The organism is Streptomyces sp. NPDC088157 (assembly GCF_044741545.1).
Classification (GTDB): Bacteria; Actinomycetota; Actinomycetes; order Streptomycetales; family Streptomycetaceae; genus Streptomyces.
The window spans coordinates 87,876-104,792 of the sequence record NZ_JBIUSU010000011.1; the positions used below are offsets into that span (position 1 = coordinate 87,876).

18 protein-coding genes are annotated in these 16,917 nt (G+C 71.4%); 10 read left to right on the forward strand and 8 right to left on the reverse strand.

What is annotated here, in order from left to right:
• The first annotated feature begins 30 nt into the window (after window positions 1-30).
• Window positions 31-447 carry a DUF4395 domain-containing protein gene (locus ACIPFH_RS36385; protein WP_401833523.1) on the forward strand — a complete coding sequence of 139 codons (417 nt, stop codon included), beginning with the start codon at window positions 31-33 and terminating at the stop codon, window positions 445-447.
• A gap of 188 nt (window positions 448-635) precedes the next feature.
• On the forward strand, window positions 636-1,364 hold the full coding sequence (locus tag ACIPFH_RS36390) for a lysophospholipid acyltransferase family protein (RefSeq protein ID WP_356249477.1): 729 nt from the start codon (window positions 636-638) through the stop codon (window positions 1,362-1,364).
• Between the two features lie 103 nt (window positions 1,365-1,467).
• On the opposite strand, the gene ACIPFH_RS36395 is transcribed toward ACIPFH_RS36390, so the two are convergent.
• The 4 genes from ACIPFH_RS36395 to ACIPFH_RS36410 all read right to left on the reverse strand — a co-directional run bounded on the left by ACIPFH_RS36395 (window position 1,468) and on the right by ACIPFH_RS36410 (window position 5,413).
• Window positions 1,468-2,061: a transglutaminase domain-containing protein gene (locus ACIPFH_RS36395; protein WP_401833526.1), complete on the reverse strand. Its 594-nt coding sequence runs from the start codon at window positions 2,059-2,061 to the stop codon at window positions 1,468-1,470.
• A 96-nt stretch (window positions 2,062-2,157) separates the two neighbouring features.
• Window positions 2,158-3,237: a low specificity L-threonine aldolase gene (locus ACIPFH_RS36400; RefSeq protein WP_359121209.1), complete on the reverse strand. Its 1,080-nt coding sequence runs from the start codon at window positions 3,235-3,237 to the stop codon at window positions 2,158-2,160.
• A complete protein-coding gene (locus ACIPFH_RS36405) occupies window positions 3,234-3,980 on the reverse strand; it encodes an SDR family NAD(P)-dependent oxidoreductase (protein WP_356249507.1) in 747 nt (248 codons plus the stop codon). Before ACIPFH_RS36405 ends, ACIPFH_RS36400 begins: the two co-directional genes overlap by 4 nt.
• A gap of 35 nt (window positions 3,981-4,015) precedes the next feature.
• Window positions 4,016-5,413, reverse strand: coding sequence for a DUF6421 family protein (locus ACIPFH_RS36410; RefSeq protein WP_401833530.1), 1,398 nt, complete (start codon window positions 5,411-5,413; stop codon window positions 4,016-4,018).
• Between the two features lie 320 nt (window positions 5,414-5,733).
• Between ACIPFH_RS36410 and ACIPFH_RS36415 the strand changes: the two genes are divergently transcribed.
• Complete coding sequence (locus ACIPFH_RS36415; RefSeq protein ID WP_356249469.1) at window positions 5,734-6,417, forward strand: glycerophosphodiester phosphodiesterase family protein; 684 nt, start codon at window positions 5,734-5,736, stop codon at window positions 6,415-6,417.
• A gap of 79 nt (window positions 6,418-6,496) precedes the next feature.
• On the opposite strand, the gene ACIPFH_RS36420 is transcribed toward ACIPFH_RS36415, so the two are convergent.
• Window positions 6,497-7,036: a GNAT family N-acetyltransferase gene (locus ACIPFH_RS36420; protein WP_401833533.1), complete on the reverse strand. Its 540-nt coding sequence runs from the start codon at window positions 7,034-7,036 to the stop codon at window positions 6,497-6,499.
• Between the two features lie 73 nt (window positions 7,037-7,109).
• On the opposite strand from ACIPFH_RS36420, the gene ACIPFH_RS36425 reads away from it, so the two are divergent.
• Both ACIPFH_RS36425 and ACIPFH_RS36430 read left to right on the forward strand, forming a co-directional pair.
• Complete coding sequence (locus ACIPFH_RS36425) at window positions 7,110-7,502, forward strand: VOC family protein (protein ID WP_401833535.1); 393 nt, start codon at window positions 7,110-7,112, stop codon at window positions 7,500-7,502.
• Window positions 7,503-7,631: 129 nt separating this feature from the next.
• Complete coding sequence (locus ACIPFH_RS36430) at window positions 7,632-8,396, forward strand: VOC family protein (RefSeq protein WP_356249462.1); 765 nt, start codon at window positions 7,632-7,634, stop codon at window positions 8,394-8,396.
• A 4-nt stretch (window positions 8,397-8,400) separates the two neighbouring features.
• On the opposite strand, the gene ACIPFH_RS36435 is transcribed toward ACIPFH_RS36430, so the two are convergent.
• Complete coding sequence (locus ACIPFH_RS36435; RefSeq protein WP_401833536.1) at window positions 8,401-8,925, reverse strand: MarR family winged helix-turn-helix transcriptional regulator; 525 nt, start codon at window positions 8,923-8,925, stop codon at window positions 8,401-8,403.
• Between the two features lie 581 nt (window positions 8,926-9,506).
• Window positions 9,507-11,102 carry an FUSC family protein gene (locus ACIPFH_RS36440; RefSeq protein ID WP_401833538.1) on the reverse strand — a complete coding sequence of 532 codons (1,596 nt, stop codon included), beginning with the start codon at window positions 11,100-11,102 and terminating at the stop codon, window positions 9,507-9,509.
• A gap of 358 nt (window positions 11,103-11,460) precedes the next feature.
• Between ACIPFH_RS36440 and ACIPFH_RS36445 the strand changes: the two genes are divergently transcribed.
• The 5 genes from ACIPFH_RS36445 (at window position 11,461) to ACIPFH_RS36465 (ending at window position 15,352) form a co-directional block, all read left to right on the forward strand.
• Entirely contained in the window at window positions 11,461-12,003 is a 543-nt protein-coding gene (locus ACIPFH_RS36445; protein ID WP_401833539.1) for a DUF5134 domain-containing protein, read from the forward strand.
• 81 nt (window positions 12,004-12,084) lie between these two features.
• On the forward strand, window positions 12,085-13,020 hold the full coding sequence (locus tag ACIPFH_RS36450) for a M56 family metallopeptidase (RefSeq protein ID WP_401833542.1): 936 nt from the start codon (window positions 12,085-12,087) through the stop codon (window positions 13,018-13,020).
• Window positions 13,021-13,166: 146 nt separating this feature from the next.
• Complete coding sequence (locus tag ACIPFH_RS36455) at window positions 13,167-13,838, forward strand: phosphatase PAP2 family protein (protein ID WP_401833544.1); 672 nt, start codon at window positions 13,167-13,169, stop codon at window positions 13,836-13,838.
• A complete protein-coding gene (locus ACIPFH_RS36460; protein ID WP_401833546.1) occupies window positions 13,826-14,365 on the forward strand; it encodes a hypothetical protein in 540 nt (179 codons plus the stop codon). Before ACIPFH_RS36455 ends, ACIPFH_RS36460 begins: the two co-directional genes overlap by 13 nt.
• A 207-nt stretch (window positions 14,366-14,572) precedes the next feature.
• Complete coding sequence (locus ACIPFH_RS36465) at window positions 14,573-15,352, forward strand: TetR/AcrR family transcriptional regulator (RefSeq protein WP_401833548.1); 780 nt, start codon at window positions 14,573-14,575, stop codon at window positions 15,350-15,352.
• Here ACIPFH_RS36465 and ACIPFH_RS36470 read toward each other — a convergent pair.
• A complete protein-coding gene (locus ACIPFH_RS36470) occupies window positions 15,340-16,842 on the reverse strand; it encodes an LVIVD repeat-containing protein (RefSeq protein ID WP_401833550.1) in 1,503 nt (500 codons plus the stop codon). The genes ACIPFH_RS36465 and ACIPFH_RS36470 overlap by 13 nt on opposite strands.
• Between the last annotated feature and the right edge of the window lie 75 nt (window positions 16,843-16,917).

Genomic DNA, 16,917 nt, shown 5'->3' on the forward strand with positions numbered 1-16,917 from the left:
GAATCGTTTCCGTTGCGGAATGCTTGATTCATGGACATCGATGTGAGGGGCCCGCGTTTCGGGGCCGCCGTGACGACCGTGGTACTGGCGGTCGTACTGATCACCGGCAGCGCCTGGCTGCTGGCGTGGCAGACGCTGGCGTTCGCGCTCGGCGCGGCGGGCGGAGTGGGACGGTCGCCGTACGGCTGGGTGTTCCGCAGGGCCGTACGGCCGCGGATCGGGCCGCCCACCGCGTTCGAGGCGGCGGAACCGCCGCGGTTCGCTCAGGCGGTGGGCCTGCTGTTCGCGGGAGTCGGTCTCGTCGGCCTCGCCCTGGGCCTCGGCTGGCTGGGCCTGGCGGCGACCGGGGCGGCACTGGCGGCCGCGTTCCTCAATGCCGCTTTCGGGTACTGCCTCGGATGCGAGATGTACCTGCTCGTACGCCGCGTCGCGGTACGCACGGAGTAAAGGCGGCTTAAAAGCCCGAGGTGGATCAAGGGGGTTGAAGTGACGAGGATCTCGCCGTTCCCGGGCACCAGGGCTGGCTCCCCGGCCGTTCTTCGGGCACGATCTGCGAGATGCCGTAAACCTACGGCTGCGTAACTTTGCCGCCGGGAGGCATCCCCGGCAAAGAGAAGGAAGGGTTCGCCCCGCCCATGGCAGAGCTTGTCTACCGCCCCGTCGTCGGCCTCGCCCAGACCCTGTTCAAGGCCTGGGACCTCAAGATCGACTGCAAGGGGTCGGAGAACATCCCGCGCTCGGGCGGAGCCGTGCTGGTGAGCAATCACATCAGCTACCTCGACTTCATCTTCGACGGTCTGGCCGCACTCCCGCAGAAACGTCTCGTTCGTTTCATGGCGAAGGAGTCCGTCTTCCGCCACAGGATCTCCGGCCCGCTGATGCGCGGCATGAAGCACATCCCGGTGGACCGCAACCAGGGCGAGACGGCCTACGCGCACGCGCTCGAGTCGCTGCGCTCGGGCGAGATCGTCGGGGTCTTCCCCGAGGCCACCATCTCGCAGTCGTTCACGCTCAAGAGCTTCAAGTCGGGTGCGGCCCGGATGGCCCAGGAGGCGGGCGTCCCGCTGATCCCGGTGGCCCTGTGGGGTACGCAGCGCCTGTGGACCAAGGGCCACCCCCGCAACTTCAAGCGCAGCCACACCCCGATCACCATCCGCGTCGGCGAGGCCGTCGAGGCCTCCCGCGACAAGTACGCGGGCGCCATCACCCGGCAGCTGCGCGAGCGCGTCCAGGAGCTCCTGGAGGCAGCCCAGCGCGCCTATCCGGTCCGCCCCAAGGACGCGAACGACACCTGGTGGATGCCGGCCCACCTGGGCGGCACGGCCCCGACGCCGGAGCAGGTCCGCGAGGCCGAGGCGCGCTGACGCGGCTCCGCCCGCCGTCACCCCCTGACCGTCGTCCCCCCGGCCGGAGTTCGCCCGCCGGGGGCTCCCCCACGTGCTCCCGCGCCGCGCGCGAGCGGGGTGGTCACAGTGCGGCGGGGAGCGTCCTCCACAGATGCGCCCGGTCGGGGGCGGTGCGCAGGGCGCCGAGGACGGCCGGGTGCGGCACGGCGTAGAGGCCGGGGTAGTCCAGTTCGCCCGCCTCCGGCTCGGGCAGGAAGGCGAGCCGTTCGCCGTCCAGGGAGAACCGCGCGTCCACGCCCGGCTTGTTGCCGCGTGGATCCTGTCGGTGCCAGGCCCCGTTGAAGCGCACGGCGACGAGTCCGTGCACGACGTGTCCGCCGCCCTCGTCGTGGGCGAACCGCTGATAGCACAGCGCGGTCGGGATGTCCTCGGCCCGAAGCAGCGCGGCCAGCGCGTGCGCCTTGGCGTGACAGACGCCTGTCTCCTGTGCCAGCACGTCCGAGGCGCGCCAGGTCACGCGCGGGTCGCCGGCGTCCTGCGAGTGGGTGATGGCGTCCCGGACGAACTCGAAGGCGAGTCGTGCATAGGCATACGAGTCCTGCGCGTCCTTCGCGAGCCGGGCGGCCGTGTCCCGCACCAGCGGATGGTGATGGTCGATGACCTCGTCAGCAGCAAGGTAGGCGGAAAGGTCGGGGTTCTCCTGGATCAGCTCCATGACTGGAGAGCATAGGAAAGCGATCACCCGACAGTCAATGACTTTACAGGTGACCGCATACCTATGCACCGATGCCCGTGCGGTGGGGCGTGGCCGCTACCGCGCCATCTCCTCCTTGACCGCGCCGACGAACGTGTCCACGTCCTCCTCGGTCGTGTCGAACGCGCACATCCAGCGCACGACGCCCGCGGCCTCGTCCCAGAAGTAGAACCTGAACCTCTTCTGCAGGCGCTCGCTCACGTCGTGCGGAAGCCGTGCGAACACCCCGTTGGCCTGCACGGGGTGGAGGATCTCCACCCCGTCCACGGCCCGCACGCCCTCCGCGAGCCGCTGGGCCATCTCATTGGCGTGGCGGGCGTTGCGCAGCCACAGGTCCCTGGCGAGCAGGGCCTCCAACTGCACCGACACGAAGCGCATCTTGGAGGCGAGCTGCATGGACAGCTTGCGCAGGTGCTTCATGTGACGGACGGCGCCCCGGTCGATGACGACGACCGCCTCGCCGAACAGCGCGCCGTTCTTCGTCCCGCCCAGCGAGAGGATGTCGACGCCCACCGCGTTGGTGAACGTCCGCATCGGGACGTCCAGCGAGGCGGCCGCGTTGGCTATCCGGGAGCCGTCCAGGTGCACCTTCATGCCGTGCGCGTGGGCGTGATCGCAGATCGCGCGGATCTCGTCGGGCGTGTAGAGCGTGCCCAGCTCCGTGCTCTGGGTGATCGAGACGACCTGCGGCATGGCGCGGTGCTCGTCCTCCCAGCCCCACGCCTGTCTGTCGATCAGCTCGGGGGTGAGCTTGCCGTCGGGCGTCGGGACGGTGAGCAGCTTCAGGCCGCCCATGCGCTCGGGCGCGCCGCCCTCGTCGACGTTGATGTGGGCGCTCTCGGCGCAGATCACCGCGCCCCAGCGGTCGGTGACCGCCTGGAGGGCGACGACGTTGGCGCCGGTGCCGTTGAAGACCGGGAAAGCCTCCGCGGTGGAGCCGAAGTGGCTCCGGACGACGCTCTGGAGGTGCTCGGTGTAGTCGTCCTCGCCGTACGCCACCTGATGGCCGCCGTTGGCCAGGGCCAGGGCGGCCATCACCTCCGGGTGGGCCCCGGCGTAGTTGTCACTGGCGAAACCGCGGACCTGCGGGTCGTGATGGCGACGAGCCTGGGTGAAAGCGGCCTTCGAAGGGTTCACGGCTTCTCGGTGAGCCACAGACGCTGTCCGTTCACTTCGGGGGCGGGCTTGTCCCAGACTCCGGCGATGGCGTCGGCCAGATCCTTGACGTCCGTGAAGCCCGCGAACTTCGCGTTGGGGCGGTCGGCGCGCATCGCCTCGTGCACCAGCGCCTTCACCACCAGGATCGCAGCCGCGGAGGTCGGGCCCTCGGCGCCCCCCGCCTTGCGGAAGGCGTCGGCGAGCGCGAGGGTCCAGGCCTCGGCGGCGGCCTTGGCGGCGGCGTACGCGGCGTTGCCCGCCGTGGGGTTGGAGGCGCCGGAGGCGCTGATCAGCACATAGCGGCCGCGCTCGCTGCGCTGGAGGCCCTCGAAGAAGGCGAGCGAGGTGTGCTGAACGGTCTTGACCAGCAGCAGTTCCAGCAGGTCCCAGTCGTCCAGGCTGGTCTTGATGAACGTCTCACTGCCCCGCCAGCCGCCGACGAGGTGGACCACGCCGTCGACCCGGCCGAACTCCTTCTCGACGCGGTGCGCCCACTCCCGGGTCGAGTCCAGGTCGAGCAGGTCGACCGGCTCACCGGTGACGGTGGCGCCCCCGGCCCCGTAGCGGGCCGCGTCGACGGCCTCCGCCAGGCGCTCGGGGTCGTTGTCCGCGCCGGCGACGGTGGCGCCGGCCTCGGCGAGTCTGAGCAGTGCCGCCCGGCCGGCGGGTCCGCCCGCGCCGGCCACCGCGATCACCGCACCGTTGAGAGCCCCGTTCCCCATTTTTGCCTCCTGCTGAGCGGTGTTCGTACGGTCGCTCACGCGGCGACCCTCTCGGCGCTGTCCGCCGTGATGCCCTTGGTGGAGGCGATCACGTTCTTCAGCTTCTTGGACAGTGCCTCGTAGAACATGCTCAGCGGAAACTCGTCCGGAAGCACGTCGTCCACGAGTTTGCGGGGCGGCTGGGTCAGGTCCAGGGCGTCGGGGCCCTTGGCCCACTTGGAGCCCGGGTGCGGGGCGAGGTAGGTGGAGACCAGCTCGTAGCCGGCGAACCAGTGGACGAGCTTCGGGCGGTCGATGCCGTCCCGGTAGAGCCGCTCGATGTCGGCGCACAGCTCGTTGGTGACGTGCGGGGCGCGCTGCCAGTCGATGTGCAGCTGGTTGTCGGTCCAGCGGACGACATCGTGCTTGTGCAGGTAGGCGAAGAGCAGCTGGCCGCCGAGGCCGTCGTAGTTGCGCACCCGCTCGCCGGTGACCGGGAAGCGGAACATGCGGTCGAAGAGGACCGCGTACTGCACGTCACGGGCCTGCGGGACGCCGTCCGCCTCCAGCTTCACGGCCTCCTTGAAGGCGGTGAGGTCGCAGCGCAGCTCCTCCAGGCCGTACATCCAGAACGGCTGGCGCTGCTTGATCATGAAGGGGTCGAAGGGCAGGTCGCCGTGGCTGTGGGTGCGGTCGTGGACCATGTCCCACAGGACGAAGGCCTCCTCGCAGCGCTTCTGGTCGTGGACCATGGCGGCCATGTCCTCGGGCAGCCGCAGACCCAGGATGTCGACGGCGGCGTCGGTCACGCGGCGGAAGCGGGCGGCCTCCCGGTCACAGAAGATGCCACCCCAGGAGAAACGTTCCGGCGCTTCACGGACGGCGATGGTCTCCGGGAAGAGGACGGCGGAGTTGGTGTCGTAGCCGGCCGTGAAGTCCTCGAAGGTGATGCCGCAGAACAGCGGGTTGTCGTAGCGGGTGCGCTCCAGCTCGGCCAGCCACTCCGGCCAGACCATGCGCAGCACCACGGCTTCCAGGTTGCGGTCCGGATTGCCGTTCTGGGTGTACATCGGGAAGACGACCAGATGCGTCAGGCCGTCGCGACGGTTCGCGGCGGGCTGGAAGGCCAGCAGCGAGTCGAGGAAGTCCGGCACCTCGAAGCCGCCGTCGGCCCAGACCCGCAGGTCCTTGGCCAGCGCCCGGTGGTAGTCGGCGTCGTGCGGGAGCAGCGGGGACAGCTCCTCGACGGCCTCGATCACGCGCAGGACGGCCTGCTCGGCGTCCGTGCGACGAGGGGCGCCCTCGGCCGCGAAGTCGATCGACCCGTCGTTCGACTGCCAGGGCCGGATCCCCTCCACGGCATCCTTGAGCACGCGCCACGCCGGGTGCTCCACCACCCTGACCGCCGGAGGAACCTGCTCCCCCGTAGCTGCCTGCCCAAGAATTTCCGTCATGTCCCATCCTTCGCTGGAGAAACTCGCGTCAGGACACCGTATGCATATGAGGATTCCTCCAGCAAGTGGACCTTCGGGAAATTATCCTGCCCTCCCACATCTTCACCGCACTTTTTCCTGCCGGACACCGGAAGAGCGACGAGTTCCGCCAGAGCCGGTGCGACGGGTCGGATCGTCGGTCGGGGGGTAGAGAAACCCTCGGTGCACGCGCGCCGGGGCGGGTAGAGGAACCCTCGGTGCACGCGCATGTCCTGGTCGGCCCGGGGCCACTAGGCTGCGTGCTCCTCCAGCCCCAGCCGTCGACGGAAGCGAGTCGTGTCTTGAACTTCCTCACCATCGGTCACCGCGGAGTCATGGGTGTCGAGCCCGAGAACACCCTGCGTTCCTTCGTCGCCGCGGAGCACGCCGGCCTGGACGTCATCGAACTCGATCTGCACCTGAGCAAGGACGGTTCCCTGGTGGTCATGCACGACCCCGACGTGGACCGTACGACCGACGGGACCGGGCCCATCGCCGACCAGACGCTCGCGGAGCTGCGGACCCTCGACGCGGGCCGCGGGGAGCGCGTCCCGTTCTTCGAGGAGGTCCTGGACGCCGTGCGGCTCCCGCTCCAGGCCGAGATCAAGGACGTTCAGGCGGCACGGGCGCTGGCCGAGGTGATGCACGCGCGGGACCTGGTGGACCGCGTGGAGGTGTCCTCCTTCCACGACGAGGCCGTCGCGGAGATCGCCCGCCTGGTACCCGGGGTGCGCACCGCGCTCATCGGCAGCCGCTACGGTCTCGACATCGTGGACCGCGCCGTGGAGTCCGGTGCCGCTACGGTCTGTCTCAATCTGCGCCGGATCACCCTGGAGATCGTCGAGGAGGCGCGGAAACGGGACCTTCGGATCATCGGCTGGGTGGTCAACACACAGGACCAGCTGCGGCTCGTCCGCGCCCTGGAACTGGACGGCGCGACCACCGACTACCCGGAGATCAGGCGCACCGGCCGCTTCACGGCGTAGGACGTCACGGCGCGGGGACCTCCACGGCGCAGGAGCGGTCCTGGCGCAGGACGTCACGGCGCGGAAGCGGTCCTGGCGGTCAGACGAGCTCCTTCACCAGCAGCTCGAACTCAAGGTCGTCGCGCTGCGGAATGCCGAAGCGCTCGTCGCCGTAGGGGAAGGGGGTCATGCGTCCGGTACGGCGGTAGCCGCGCCGCTCGTACCAGGCGATGAGGTCCTCGCGTACGGAGATGACGGTCATGTGCATCTCGGTGACGCCCCAGGTCTCGCGGGCCTCTCGCTCGGCCTTCGCCATGACCACCCTGCCGAGGCCGGCCCCCTGGATCGTGGGGCTGACGGCGAACATGCCGAAGTAGGCGTGTCCGCCGCGGTGTTCGAGCTGGCAGCAGGCGACGATCCGGCCCTGCTGCTCGACGGTGAGCAGCCGGCTGTCCGGCGCCTTGATGACCGCGAGCACGCCGTCGGGGTCGGTCCGCTGCCCCTGGAGAATGTCCGCCTCCGTCGTCCACCCGGCCCGGCTGGAGTCGCCCCGGTAGGCCGACTCTATGAGGTCGACGAGCGCGTCCACGTCCGTGTCGACGGCGTCTCTGAAGGTGAATGCGGTGGCGGCGGTGTCCATGCGGGGTCTCCGGTCTCTGACGCGGGCTGGGGCACCGAGAAGCGTAGACCCTGCGCCGGTAGGCTCCGGATGCATGGTGCACGTACTCAGCAGCAGAACCCTGCTCCGCCCCACCGATCCCGAGCGCTCCCACACCTTCTACGGGGAGCGGCTGGGCCTGGCCGTCTACCGCGAGTTCGGAACGGGGCCGGAGCGCGGTGTCGTCTACTTCCTCGGCGGCGGTTTCCTGGAGGTCTCGGGCCGGTCGGAGACTCCGCCCGATCCCGCCGTACGACTGTGGCTCCAGGTGGCGGACGTGGCGGCGGCGCACGACGAACTGAGGACCAAGGGGGTGGAGATCGCCCGGCCGCCGGTGCGGGAGCCCTGGGGCCTGTTCGAGATGTGGATCGCGGATCCGGACGGCACGCCGATCGTCCTGGTCGAGGTACCGGCGGACCATCCGATCCGGTACCGGCCGGGAATCTGAGTCCGCCGACCCGTTTCGGGGGCATCGGGCCAGGCCGTGGCGGGTCCGCAGGGTCGTGGTGGCCACCGGATGCCATAGCCCGGGCCGAGGCATAGCGTGCTGGAAGGGGCCCCTTCGGAAGGAACAGCCATGAAGCTCGACGCGCCCGTGCCGGGCGGGCCCTGCTGGGCCGAGCTGGGGACCAGTGACCTGGAGGCGGCGAAGCGGTTCTACGCGGAGCTGTTCGGCTGGCGCGCGGAGACGGATCCGCGGCAGGAGGCGGGCGGCTACACGGTCGCCCACCTCGGCGACGCAGCCGTCGCCGCGCTCAGTCCCCTGTACCAGGAGGCACAGCCGTGTGCCTGGAACGTGTCGTTCGCGGTGACCGACGCCGATGTCAGCGCGCGGCTGCTCACCGAGGCCGGCGGCAAGGTGCTGGTCGCCCCCATGGACGTCTTCGACGTGGGCCGTTTCGTGGTCGCCCTCGATCCGGGCGGCGCCGCGTTCCAGTTGTGGCAGGCGCGGGCGTTCCCGGGCGCCGGACTGTTCAACGCGCCCGGCTCGCTCGGCTGGGTCGAGCTGATGACCCGCGACCCCGGCCAGGCCGAGACCTTCTACTCGACGGTGTTCGGCTGGACCGTCAGCTCTTCGGAGAACTACGTGCAATGGGGCGTCGGCGGCGCGGACTTCGGCGGCATGGTCGCGATGGACGAGAAGTTCCCGCCCGAGGTCCCTCCCCACTGGCTGCCGTACTTCGCGGTGGCGGACGTGGACGCGTCCACGCGGACGGCGGTCGAGGCGGGCGGCTCCGCGCTCATGGAGCCGACCTCGGTACCGGACGGCCCGCGGATCGCCGTACTGCGGGACCCGCAGGGCGCGGTGTTCGGCGTGTACCGGGCGGGAGACGAGAAGTGAACGCTCAGACCCGCAGCGCCCGCATGTGTCCTTCCAGTCGGCTCAGCAACTCGCCCAGCAGATCAGCGAGTTCGCCCTGCCGGCCGTCGTCGAGGGCGGACAGTACGGCGCTCTCGTAAGTGAGTTGCTCGGGCATGATCCCGTCGACGAGGTCCCGCCCGGCGTCCGTGAGGCGGAGGTGCGCGACGCGTCGGTCCCGGGTGTCGACGCGCCGCCCCACCAGGCCGCGTTCGGTGAGCTGCTTGAGACGCTTGGTGACGGCCGCCCCGGAGGAGAAGGTCTCGCGGGCCAGTTCGCCGGGTGTCAGCTCGTGACCGGTGCGGCGCAGCGCGCCGAGCAGGTCGAACTCGGCACGGCTCAGGCCGGCCCTGCGCAGCGGGGCGTCCTCCGCCTGCTGGAGGAGGGCGGCGCAGCGGTTGACGCGGCCGATGATCTCCATCGGCCCGGTGTCGAGGTCGGGCCGGACGGCCTGCCACTGCCGTACGACCGCGGCGACCGTGTCGTTCCGTGCGGCGTCCCCGACACCCACCCGCGCCGGGTCGCCGGTGCCCGCCCGCGCCGGGTCGCCAGTGCCCGCCCGGTCGGCACTCCCCGTCCCGGGACCGTTCCCAGCCCCCGCACCGCCGTCCGGCCCGACGCCCTTCCCCGACCCCGCAGCATCCCCAGCCCCCGCACCGCCGTCCGGCCCGGCAGCATCCCCCGGTGCCGCACCACTGTGTGGCGCCGCACCACTGTCCGGACCGACACCACTGTCCGGCCCCGCAGCACTGTCCCGACCGGCAGCATCCCCGGGGGCCGCACCGCCGTCCTGCCCCGCAGCACTGTCCGCACCGGCGGCGCCGTCCGGCCCCGCATGACTGTCCTGCCCGGAAGCGGTGTTCTGCCCGACGCCACTCGCCGGCCGCGCGCCGCTCCCCACCCTGTCGTCGCTCGTCGACCCGGCACGACTTTTCGCCCCGGCCGCTCCGCCCCCGTCGCCGCGTCTCGTGGGGTCACCGGTGGTTTCGGGGTCGTGGGCCGCGGGCCGTTCCCCCGGCGCGTCCCCGGTCGCCGAGCCTTCCCCCGCCCCGTTCGTCCCGTTCCCGGCCGCCGCCCGTCCCTGCGTCGCCGTCATCGCCGTACGTCCTCCGCTCCCGTGCTCGCGTCCCGGTCCAGGAGCAGCCCCTGGCGCCGTACCGTCGCCGCGAGCGTACGGTGTCCGGACTGTTCGGCCGCCACGACCCGCTCCTCGGGCAGCGCCCGCTGCCACCACTCGCCGGACGCCGCGTCGGCGGCGGCACGCAGGTCGACCAGGGCGGCGGCGAGGCCGCGGCGGACGGACTCCAGGGCGCCGGGGGCGGGGCACGGCTCCGCCAGGAGGCGGGCGGCCCGCTCGCGGTCCCGTTCGGCGGCCGTCAGGGCGTGTCCGAGGCGATCGCCGGCCCTCCGGTTGGTGACGGCGACCGCGGCGACGAAGCCGACCACGGCGCCGACGAGGGTGTCGGCGAGCCGCTCAGTGATCAGTCGACCGGAGTCCTGGACCTGCGCGAACTCGGTGATGAGCAGGGCCATCGGGGTCACGCAGACGCTGCCGAGCCAGTAGTTGCGGCTGATCAGCGCCTCGGCTCCGAAGTTCAGAGCGAGGCAGACCAGGACGAGGGCCGCCTGCGTCAGGTGCGCGAGCGGGACCAGCGCGGCGAAGGCGAGAACGCCGACCAGGTTGCCGACGACGCGCTGGACTCCGCGCCTCCAGGTGAGCGTGACGTTCGCCTGGTACAGGGACGCGGCGGTGACCAGGGCCCAGTAGGGGCGGCCGACACCGAGGGCGAGGGAGACATAGCCCGCGAAGGCGCAGCCGAGAGCGGTGCGGGCGGCGATCGGCGCGAGGGGGGCCAGGCGGAGCCACAGCGACGGCTGTCCGGTGGCGAGCTCGGCGTCGACACCGAGGAGTTCGTCGTCGTCCACGAGGTCACCCGGGTGCCGGACCGGGCCGGTGCAGCCGCGCAGCCGCGCCGGATCGGTGTCGGCGGGGGCGGCGAGGGCGATCTCGGCTCGGACGACGAGACGTTCCAGAGCCCGGCGGGTCTCCGTGGCGCGGGCCGACAGGAGGGTCTGCCAGGCGGCGTGCACGGCGGCGGCCGCGGCGGCGCGGGTCCGGGCGTGGCCGTCGGCGGTGCCGTCCGTGGCGGCGTAGGCGGCGGCCGCGTTCAGGGCTTGCGCGGTGGCGCGGCGCTCGGGGCCGTGCGGGCGCAGCAGCCCGGGCGCCATGCCGATCAGCCAGGCCCAGGCGCCGGCGGCGAGTGCCAGTCCCAGATGGCCGGGAACCTGCCCGAGGATCTGCGGGACGAACAGCGCGGCGGAGCTGACGAAGGTGAGGACGACATTGCCGGGCGGGCCGAGGCGGGTCGCGTCGCAGAGGACCTTCTGCGCGGCCGCGAGGAGGGCGCCGACGGTGACCAGGGCGACGGCGTCGCCGGTGAGCGAGGCCGCGAGCAGGGCGACGGCCAGACCGCCCGTCATGCCCAGTACCACCCAGGCCAGGACCCGGGCCCGGGCCGCGTAGGGGCGGTTGTGGGCGTACAGCGCGCACAGGGACCCCGCCATCGTGTACATCGCCAGGTCCAGCCGCCCCAGGGCCAGCAGGATCAGGTTCGGCGGGGCGACGGCGGCGATCACGCTCAGGGCGGGCTTGAACCAGATGTCGGAGGGCTTGGCGAGGCGCAGCACACCGGCGACCGGCAGGCGGAGTCCGGGACGGGCTCGGCGACCCGTCCGGCGACCCGTCCGACGGTCCCGGTCACGGACCGGATCACGGACCGGGTCATGCGGCTGCTCACGGACCGGCTCGCGGCGGGATCCCGGGCTGGATTCCAAACGGGATTGCAAACGGGATTCCGGGCTGGACTCGCGGTGGGGGCGTCGAGGGGTCGCACTGCTCATGCCTGGCAATTTAGCATGTGTTTTATCTGTGAACTATTTCCGTGCTCCGTCGACCGCTCCCCCTGTACACCCTTGCGCCCGCGTGCGCACGGTGCCCCGAGGGCATCGCAATCCTCGATTGCGGACGTCGAGCGGGGAGGCGCGCGTGCACGGACCGGCTTCGCCCGGCTGGCTGCTGGTGGCGCTGTGTGCGGCGACCGGCGCCTACTGTCTGCTGCGCATGCGCAGCGGGCTCGAGGAACAGCGCAGGGCCGCGGGCGGCGAGGCGCTGATGGGATTCGGGATGGCCGCGATGGCCGTGCCCCCGGCCGCGTTCACCCTGCCGGCGTGGGCCTGGCCGGTGTTCGCGGCGGTCTTCGCGGCGGCCGCGCTGCGGGCCCTGTGGGCGGCCCGCGCGAGCACCCACCACCTGCACCATCTGGTCGGGGCAGGAGCGATGGCCTACATGGCGGCCGCCATGGCCGTCGCGCCCGCGCACCCGCACGGGCACGGCGGGTCCGGCGTCCCGCTGCTGACAGGGGTGCTGTTGCTGTACTTCACCGGGTACGTCCTGCTCGCCGGGGTCCGGCTGTTGCCGGTGTCCGGGGCGGGGGGAGCCGCCGTCGCCTGGAGCGACCGGCCCGAAGTCGCGCGGGCGTGCCGACTGTCGATGGGGATCGGGATGCTCGCCATGCTGCTGACGATGTGAACCCGGCCGCGGCGTGGTCTGCGTCACTTCACCGGGACAAGCCGTACCCCTGAGCGGTACGCCGCTCATAGGCTGCTGCGCATGATGGTCCCCGTGGTACTGCTGCTGCTCGGTGCCCTGACCGCCGTGATCGCCCCCCGGCTGATCGCCCGGGCCGACTGGCCGGACCGCGAACCGGTGGTCGCCCTGTGGGCGTGGCAGTGCGTGGTGGCCGCGGTCCTGCTGTGCTGCGTGTTCTCGATGACGCTCAGCGCCGCGGCGGCCTGGCAGGCGGTGCGCGGTCATGTCTTCGCGCCGGCCCCGCACTCGGTGGTTGAGGCGTACGCGCTGGGCGCTGCGGGGCCCTGGGCGGCGGCGACCGCGGTGGCACTCGCGTGCGGCGGACTGTGGACCGGGGCGATGCTCGTACGGGAGGTCCTGCGGAGCCGGACCGGCCGCCGGAGCCGCCACGCCGAACTCCGCCTGCGAGCACCGTTGTTGCCGGGAGAGGAGCCCACGTCCGGGCGACTGCTGGTACTGGAGGCCGAGCGGACCGACGCCTGGTGGCTGCCCGGTGCGGCGCCTCAACTGGTGGTCACCACAGCCGCGTTGCGGCGCCTGAAGGGGCGTCAGCTCGATGCCGTGCTCGCGCACGAGCAGGGGCACGTCCAGGCGCGTCACGACTGGTTGCTGCACTGCTCGGCGGCGCTGGCCACCGGGTTCCCGCAGGTGCCGGTGTTCGCCGCGTTCCGCGACGAGATGCACCGGCTGGTCGAACTGTCGGCCGACGACATGGCCTCCCGCCGCTTCGGCCGGCTGACCACCGCCCTTGCGCTGGTCGAACTCAACGAGGACCGGGGCGTGTTCGGCCCCTCCCCCGCCCCGCAGGCCCAACTCCCACAGCGCGTGCACCGGTTGCTCACACCGGCCGACCGGCTCACCGCGGCCCGCAGACTGCGGCTGACGGCGGCGGCCTCACTCGTGCCGGTGATCCCGGTTCTGGTGACCCTGGTCCCCGCACTGCGCGCGCTTGGCTGAGCCGGAGCGGCCACCGCGCCGAGCGCCCCGTCCGTGGGCCGGCCCGTCGCGACAGGGGTGGGGCCAGGAATGCGGACGACCACCGCCGGCCGGACCGTGCCACCCCGGGTTCGCCTCCGTCCCCACCGTTCGGCGAGGATTTCCCCATGCACACCCCGCCCGTCGACTCCCCGCCCCGCCTCTCGGCCCTGCGCACGGCCCTCCGGACCGCTCTGGCCCTGGGACTGTGTTCCGCCCTGCTCCTCGTCCTGGTCACGGCCGAGTGGCACCCCCTGATCTCCGTCGACGGCGACATCTCCCGCACCACCCACCGCTGGGCCGTCGCCGACCCCGACGTCACCCAGATCTGTCGCATCCTCACGGACTGGGTCTGGGACCCCTTGACCCTGCGCCTGCTGGGGGCGGTGGTCGCCGTGTGGCTGGTGTGGCGGTACGCGGACTGGTGGACGGCCGGGTGGCTGGTCGCCACGTCCGCGGTGGGCACGCTGATCCAGCAAGGACTCAAGGCGGGCGCGGACCGCGCCCGACCGGTCTGGCCCGATCCGGTCGACTCCGCCCACTACGCGGCGTACCCCTCCGGGCACGCGCTGACCGCCACGGTCGTGTTCGGTCTCCTGTTGTGGGTGCTGCATCGGCACGGCGTCGCCCCCGTCCTGTGGCGTACGGCGCTGGCGGTGGCGGTGGTCTCCGTGGTGGGCGTGGGCCTGACCCGGATCTGGCTGGGCGTGCACTGGCCCTCGGACGTCCTGGGCGGCTGGCTGCTGGGCGCCATGCTGGTCGCCCTGGCGATCGCGGCCCAGGTGCGGTGGCGTCCGTGACCCTGCCGGAGCGGCGATACGGTTACGTGGGACCGGAGGACGTGCGGCAGGCGGTCGTGCCGGGGGCCGGCGGCCGGGTGATCCACCGCGCCGCGGACCTGGACACGTACGCGACGCCGGAGGACGCGGAACCGTTCACTTACGTCGTCGGGCTCGACGGCCTCCTGCGGCTCGCGCCCCGGTGCAGCGAGCACGTGGCCTGCGCGGGCGGCGGAGACGTACTCGGAGCGGGCGAGATCTCGTTCCGCCGCACCCCGTACGGGCCGCACGTCCTCGAGGTCAGCAATCAGTCCACCGGCTACTGCCCGGACCCCGATTCCTGGCCGGCCGTGGCCGCCGCGCTGGACCGGGCCGGTATCGGCCGCCCCGACGGCTTCACCCACGCCCTGGTGTTCCGGCGCTGCGAACGGTGTGAAGAGAACAACGTCGTACGTGAGGGGGCCTTCGTCTGCGTGTTCTGCGACGCCGATCTCCCGCTCGCGTGGAACGTGACCCCGCTGGACCGGCCAGGTGGGCAGGAAGCGTGAGCTCCGAGAGGTCCACACGGTTCATGGACTGGGCCCACCCGCTGCCGACGGTCGCCTCAGGCCACTATTACGGGAGAAGCACGCCCACTCTGGACGATCCCCCGCGTCGCCCAGAGCAGGCGGCAACCCGGCGTGCTCCGTACCGGAACCCGACCGGGATGCCCTGAGTATAGTTGGCTGCCAGCCAGTCAACGCAGGAGTTACAGAATGTCCCCGCGCAGCGCCTCGGTCAATGAAGAACTGCGGCGGCGTTCCCGGGAGCGGCTCCTTCAGGCCGCGGTCGAGCTGGTGAGCGAGCGCGGGTACGAGGCGACGACGCTCGGTGACATCGCGGACCGGGCCGGCTCGGCGCGCGGGCTGGTCTCCTACTACTTTCCGGGCAAGCGGCAGCTGGTCCAGTCGGCGGTGCACCGGCTGATGCACCGCACGCTGGAGGAGGCGCTGGAGCGGGAGCCGCGCACCGAGGACGGCCGGGAGCGGATGGCACGGGCCATCGACGGCATCCTGGGACTGGCCCGGGACCGTACGGTGCTGATGCGCCAGCACATGGCGGGGCTGTTGCAGGCCGAGGGCTTCGTGCAGTGCCCTGAGCAGCAGCGGCTGGCCGAACTGCTGCGGGAGACCGCGGTCCGGCACGGGTCGCAGGACGTCGACCACGACTACCCGATGCTGCGTTCCCAGCTGATGGGAGCCGTCTACGCGATGGTGCTGCCGAACGTGCCTCTGCCGCTCACGACAGTGCGCGCCGAACTGTTCGCACGCTACCGGCTCGACCGGGAGCAGGGGGTCCCGCCGGACGCCGAGGCGCCCGGCGGGAGCTGTGACACCGATCTGTCGCGCTTCTTCGCCACGGAAGCGCTTGCCGAAATCCGGCCGACCTATCGTCAGCCGAACGGAAACCGGTCGACGGACGACCGGCCGACCGACGACCGGCCGACCGGGGTCCGGTCGACCTCGGATCGGTCGACCTCGGATCAGTCGAAGTAGTCAGGCTGCGTCTGGACGTTGAGCTCGGGCAGATGGATCCGCTTCGCCGGGTCCGTGCGCCGGTCGTTCAGCTTCAGCACGTCGAAGCCCTTGGCGATGTCGTTCGAGTAGATGTAACCGTTGTAGTAGTACGCCGACCAGGAGCCGCCGCCCCTCAGCACCTGGGTGTCGAGCGGACCGCGCTCGAAGTAGGCGATCTCCTTCGGCTTCGACGAGTCGGTGAAGTCCCAGACCGAGACGCCGCCCTGGTACCAGGCCTGCACCATGATGTCCTTGCCCTTGACCGGGATCAGCGAGCCGTTGTGGGCCACGCAGTTCTCGGTGTCCGCCTGGTGGCGGGGGATCTTGTAGTAGCCGCGGAAGACCAGCTTGCGCTTGTCGCCCTTGCCGACGATGTCGTAGATGCCGTCGGCGCCCTTGTCCGGGCCGGTCGCCGCGTTGCAGGTGGCGGCGCCGCCGCCCCCCAGCTCGTCGGTGAACACGACCTTGTTCGCCTTCTGGTTGAAGGTCGCCGAGTGCCAGAACGCGAAGTTCACGTTGTCCTGGACCTGGTCGATGACCTTCGGGTGCTCCGGGTCCTTGATGGAGAACAGGATGCCGTCACCCATGCAGGCGCCCGCCGCCAGGTCCTTCGAGGGCAGGACCGTGATGTCGTGGCAGCCGGTCGTCTTGGACACGCCGGGGTTGGTGGGCGAGCCCGGGTTGCCTCCGCCGTCCGGGCCCTCCCCCGGGAACAGCACGGGGAAGCTCACGATCGCTGCCTTCTCCGGCGTCTTGCGCGGCACCTTGATGACCGAGATGCCGTCGTGCGGGGGCTGGCAGTCCGGGTAGGCGGCGTTCGGCGAGTACGAGGAGACGTACACGTAGACGTTCTTGCGCTCGGGCACCAGGGTGTGGGTGTGCGAGCCGCAGGCGGTCTCGACGGCGGCGACGTACTTCGGGTTCGCCTTGTCGCTGATGTCGAAGACCTTCATGCCCTCCCAGGAGGACTTCTCGGTCACCGGCTGCGTGGTGCTGTTGCAACTGCTGTCGCTGCGTGAGGAGTCGGTCGACAGGAAGAGCAGGTCGCCCGAGACGGAGATGTCGTTCTGCGAGCCGGGGCAGAGCACCTGGGCGACGGTTTTCGGGGACTTCGGCTTGCTGATGTCGAAGATGCGGAAGCCGTCGTAGTTTCCGGAGAAGGCGTACTTGCCCTGGAAGGCGAGGTCCGAGTTGGTGCCGGGCAGGGCCTCCTTGGGGATGTTCACCAGGTGCTCGATGTTGTCCGAATGGACGATCTCGTCCTGCCCCGGTATCTCGCCCTCGGCGATCGCCGCCGCCGCCTCGGCCCGGGCGCCCTGGGACACCCGCTGCTCGACGGCGGGGCCGTCCCCCGGGTCGGGGGTCGCGGCCGCCGGGACGGTCGTCAGAAGCGCGGCCAGGAGCCCAGTACACGCGGCGGCCACTCCCAGCCGTCTGCGGCGCGTTCGAAGGTCGTTCAACAGGGTCACTGCGTCCTCCCTTGTTGCCGTTCACACGGAACGGCTCGCGGTGCTCCGAAGTATCGTCTTCATCATGCACATATC

Excerpts from the sequence above, each read along its gene's own strand:
- ACIPFH_RS36430 (WP_356249462.1), top strand. The coding sequence starts at position 7,632 with ATGAAGCTCGACGCGCCCGTGCCGGGCGGGCCCTGCTGGGCCGAGCTG.
- ACIPFH_RS36425 (WP_401833535.1), top strand. The coding sequence starts at position 7,110 with ATGGTGCACGTACTCAGCAGCAGAACCCTGCTCCGCCCCACCGATCCC.
- ACIPFH_RS36455 (WP_401833544.1), top strand. The coding sequence starts at position 13,167 with ATGCACACCCCGCCCGTCGACTCCCCGCCCCGCCTCTCGGCCCTGCGC.
- ACIPFH_RS36410 (WP_401833530.1), bottom strand. The coding sequence starts at position 5,413 with ATGACGGAAATTCTTGGGCAGGCAGCTACGGGGGAGCAGGTTCCTCCG.
- ACIPFH_RS36385 (WP_401833523.1), top strand. The coding sequence starts at position 31 with ATGGACATCGATGTGAGGGGCCCGCGTTTCGGGGCCGCCGTGACGACC.
- ACIPFH_RS36395 (WP_401833526.1), bottom strand. The coding sequence starts at position 2,061 with ATGGAGCTGATCCAGGAGAACCCCGACCTTTCCGCCTACCTTGCTGCT.
- ACIPFH_RS36465 (WP_401833548.1), top strand. The coding sequence starts at position 14,573 with ATGTCCCCGCGCAGCGCCTCGGTCAATGAAGAACTGCGGCGGCGTTCC.
- ACIPFH_RS36450 (WP_401833542.1), top strand. The coding sequence starts at position 12,085 with ATGATGGTCCCCGTGGTACTGCTGCTGCTCGGTGCCCTGACCGCCGTG.
- ACIPFH_RS36405 (WP_356249507.1), bottom strand. The coding sequence starts at position 3,980 with ATGGGGAACGGGGCTCTCAACGGTGCGGTGATCGCGGTGGCCGGCGCG.
- ACIPFH_RS36390 (WP_356249477.1), top strand. The coding sequence starts at position 636 with ATGGCAGAGCTTGTCTACCGCCCCGTCGTCGGCCTCGCCCAGACCCTG.
- ACIPFH_RS36420 (WP_401833533.1), bottom strand. The coding sequence starts at position 7,036 with ATGGACACCGCCGCCACCGCATTCACCTTCAGAGACGCCGTCGACACG.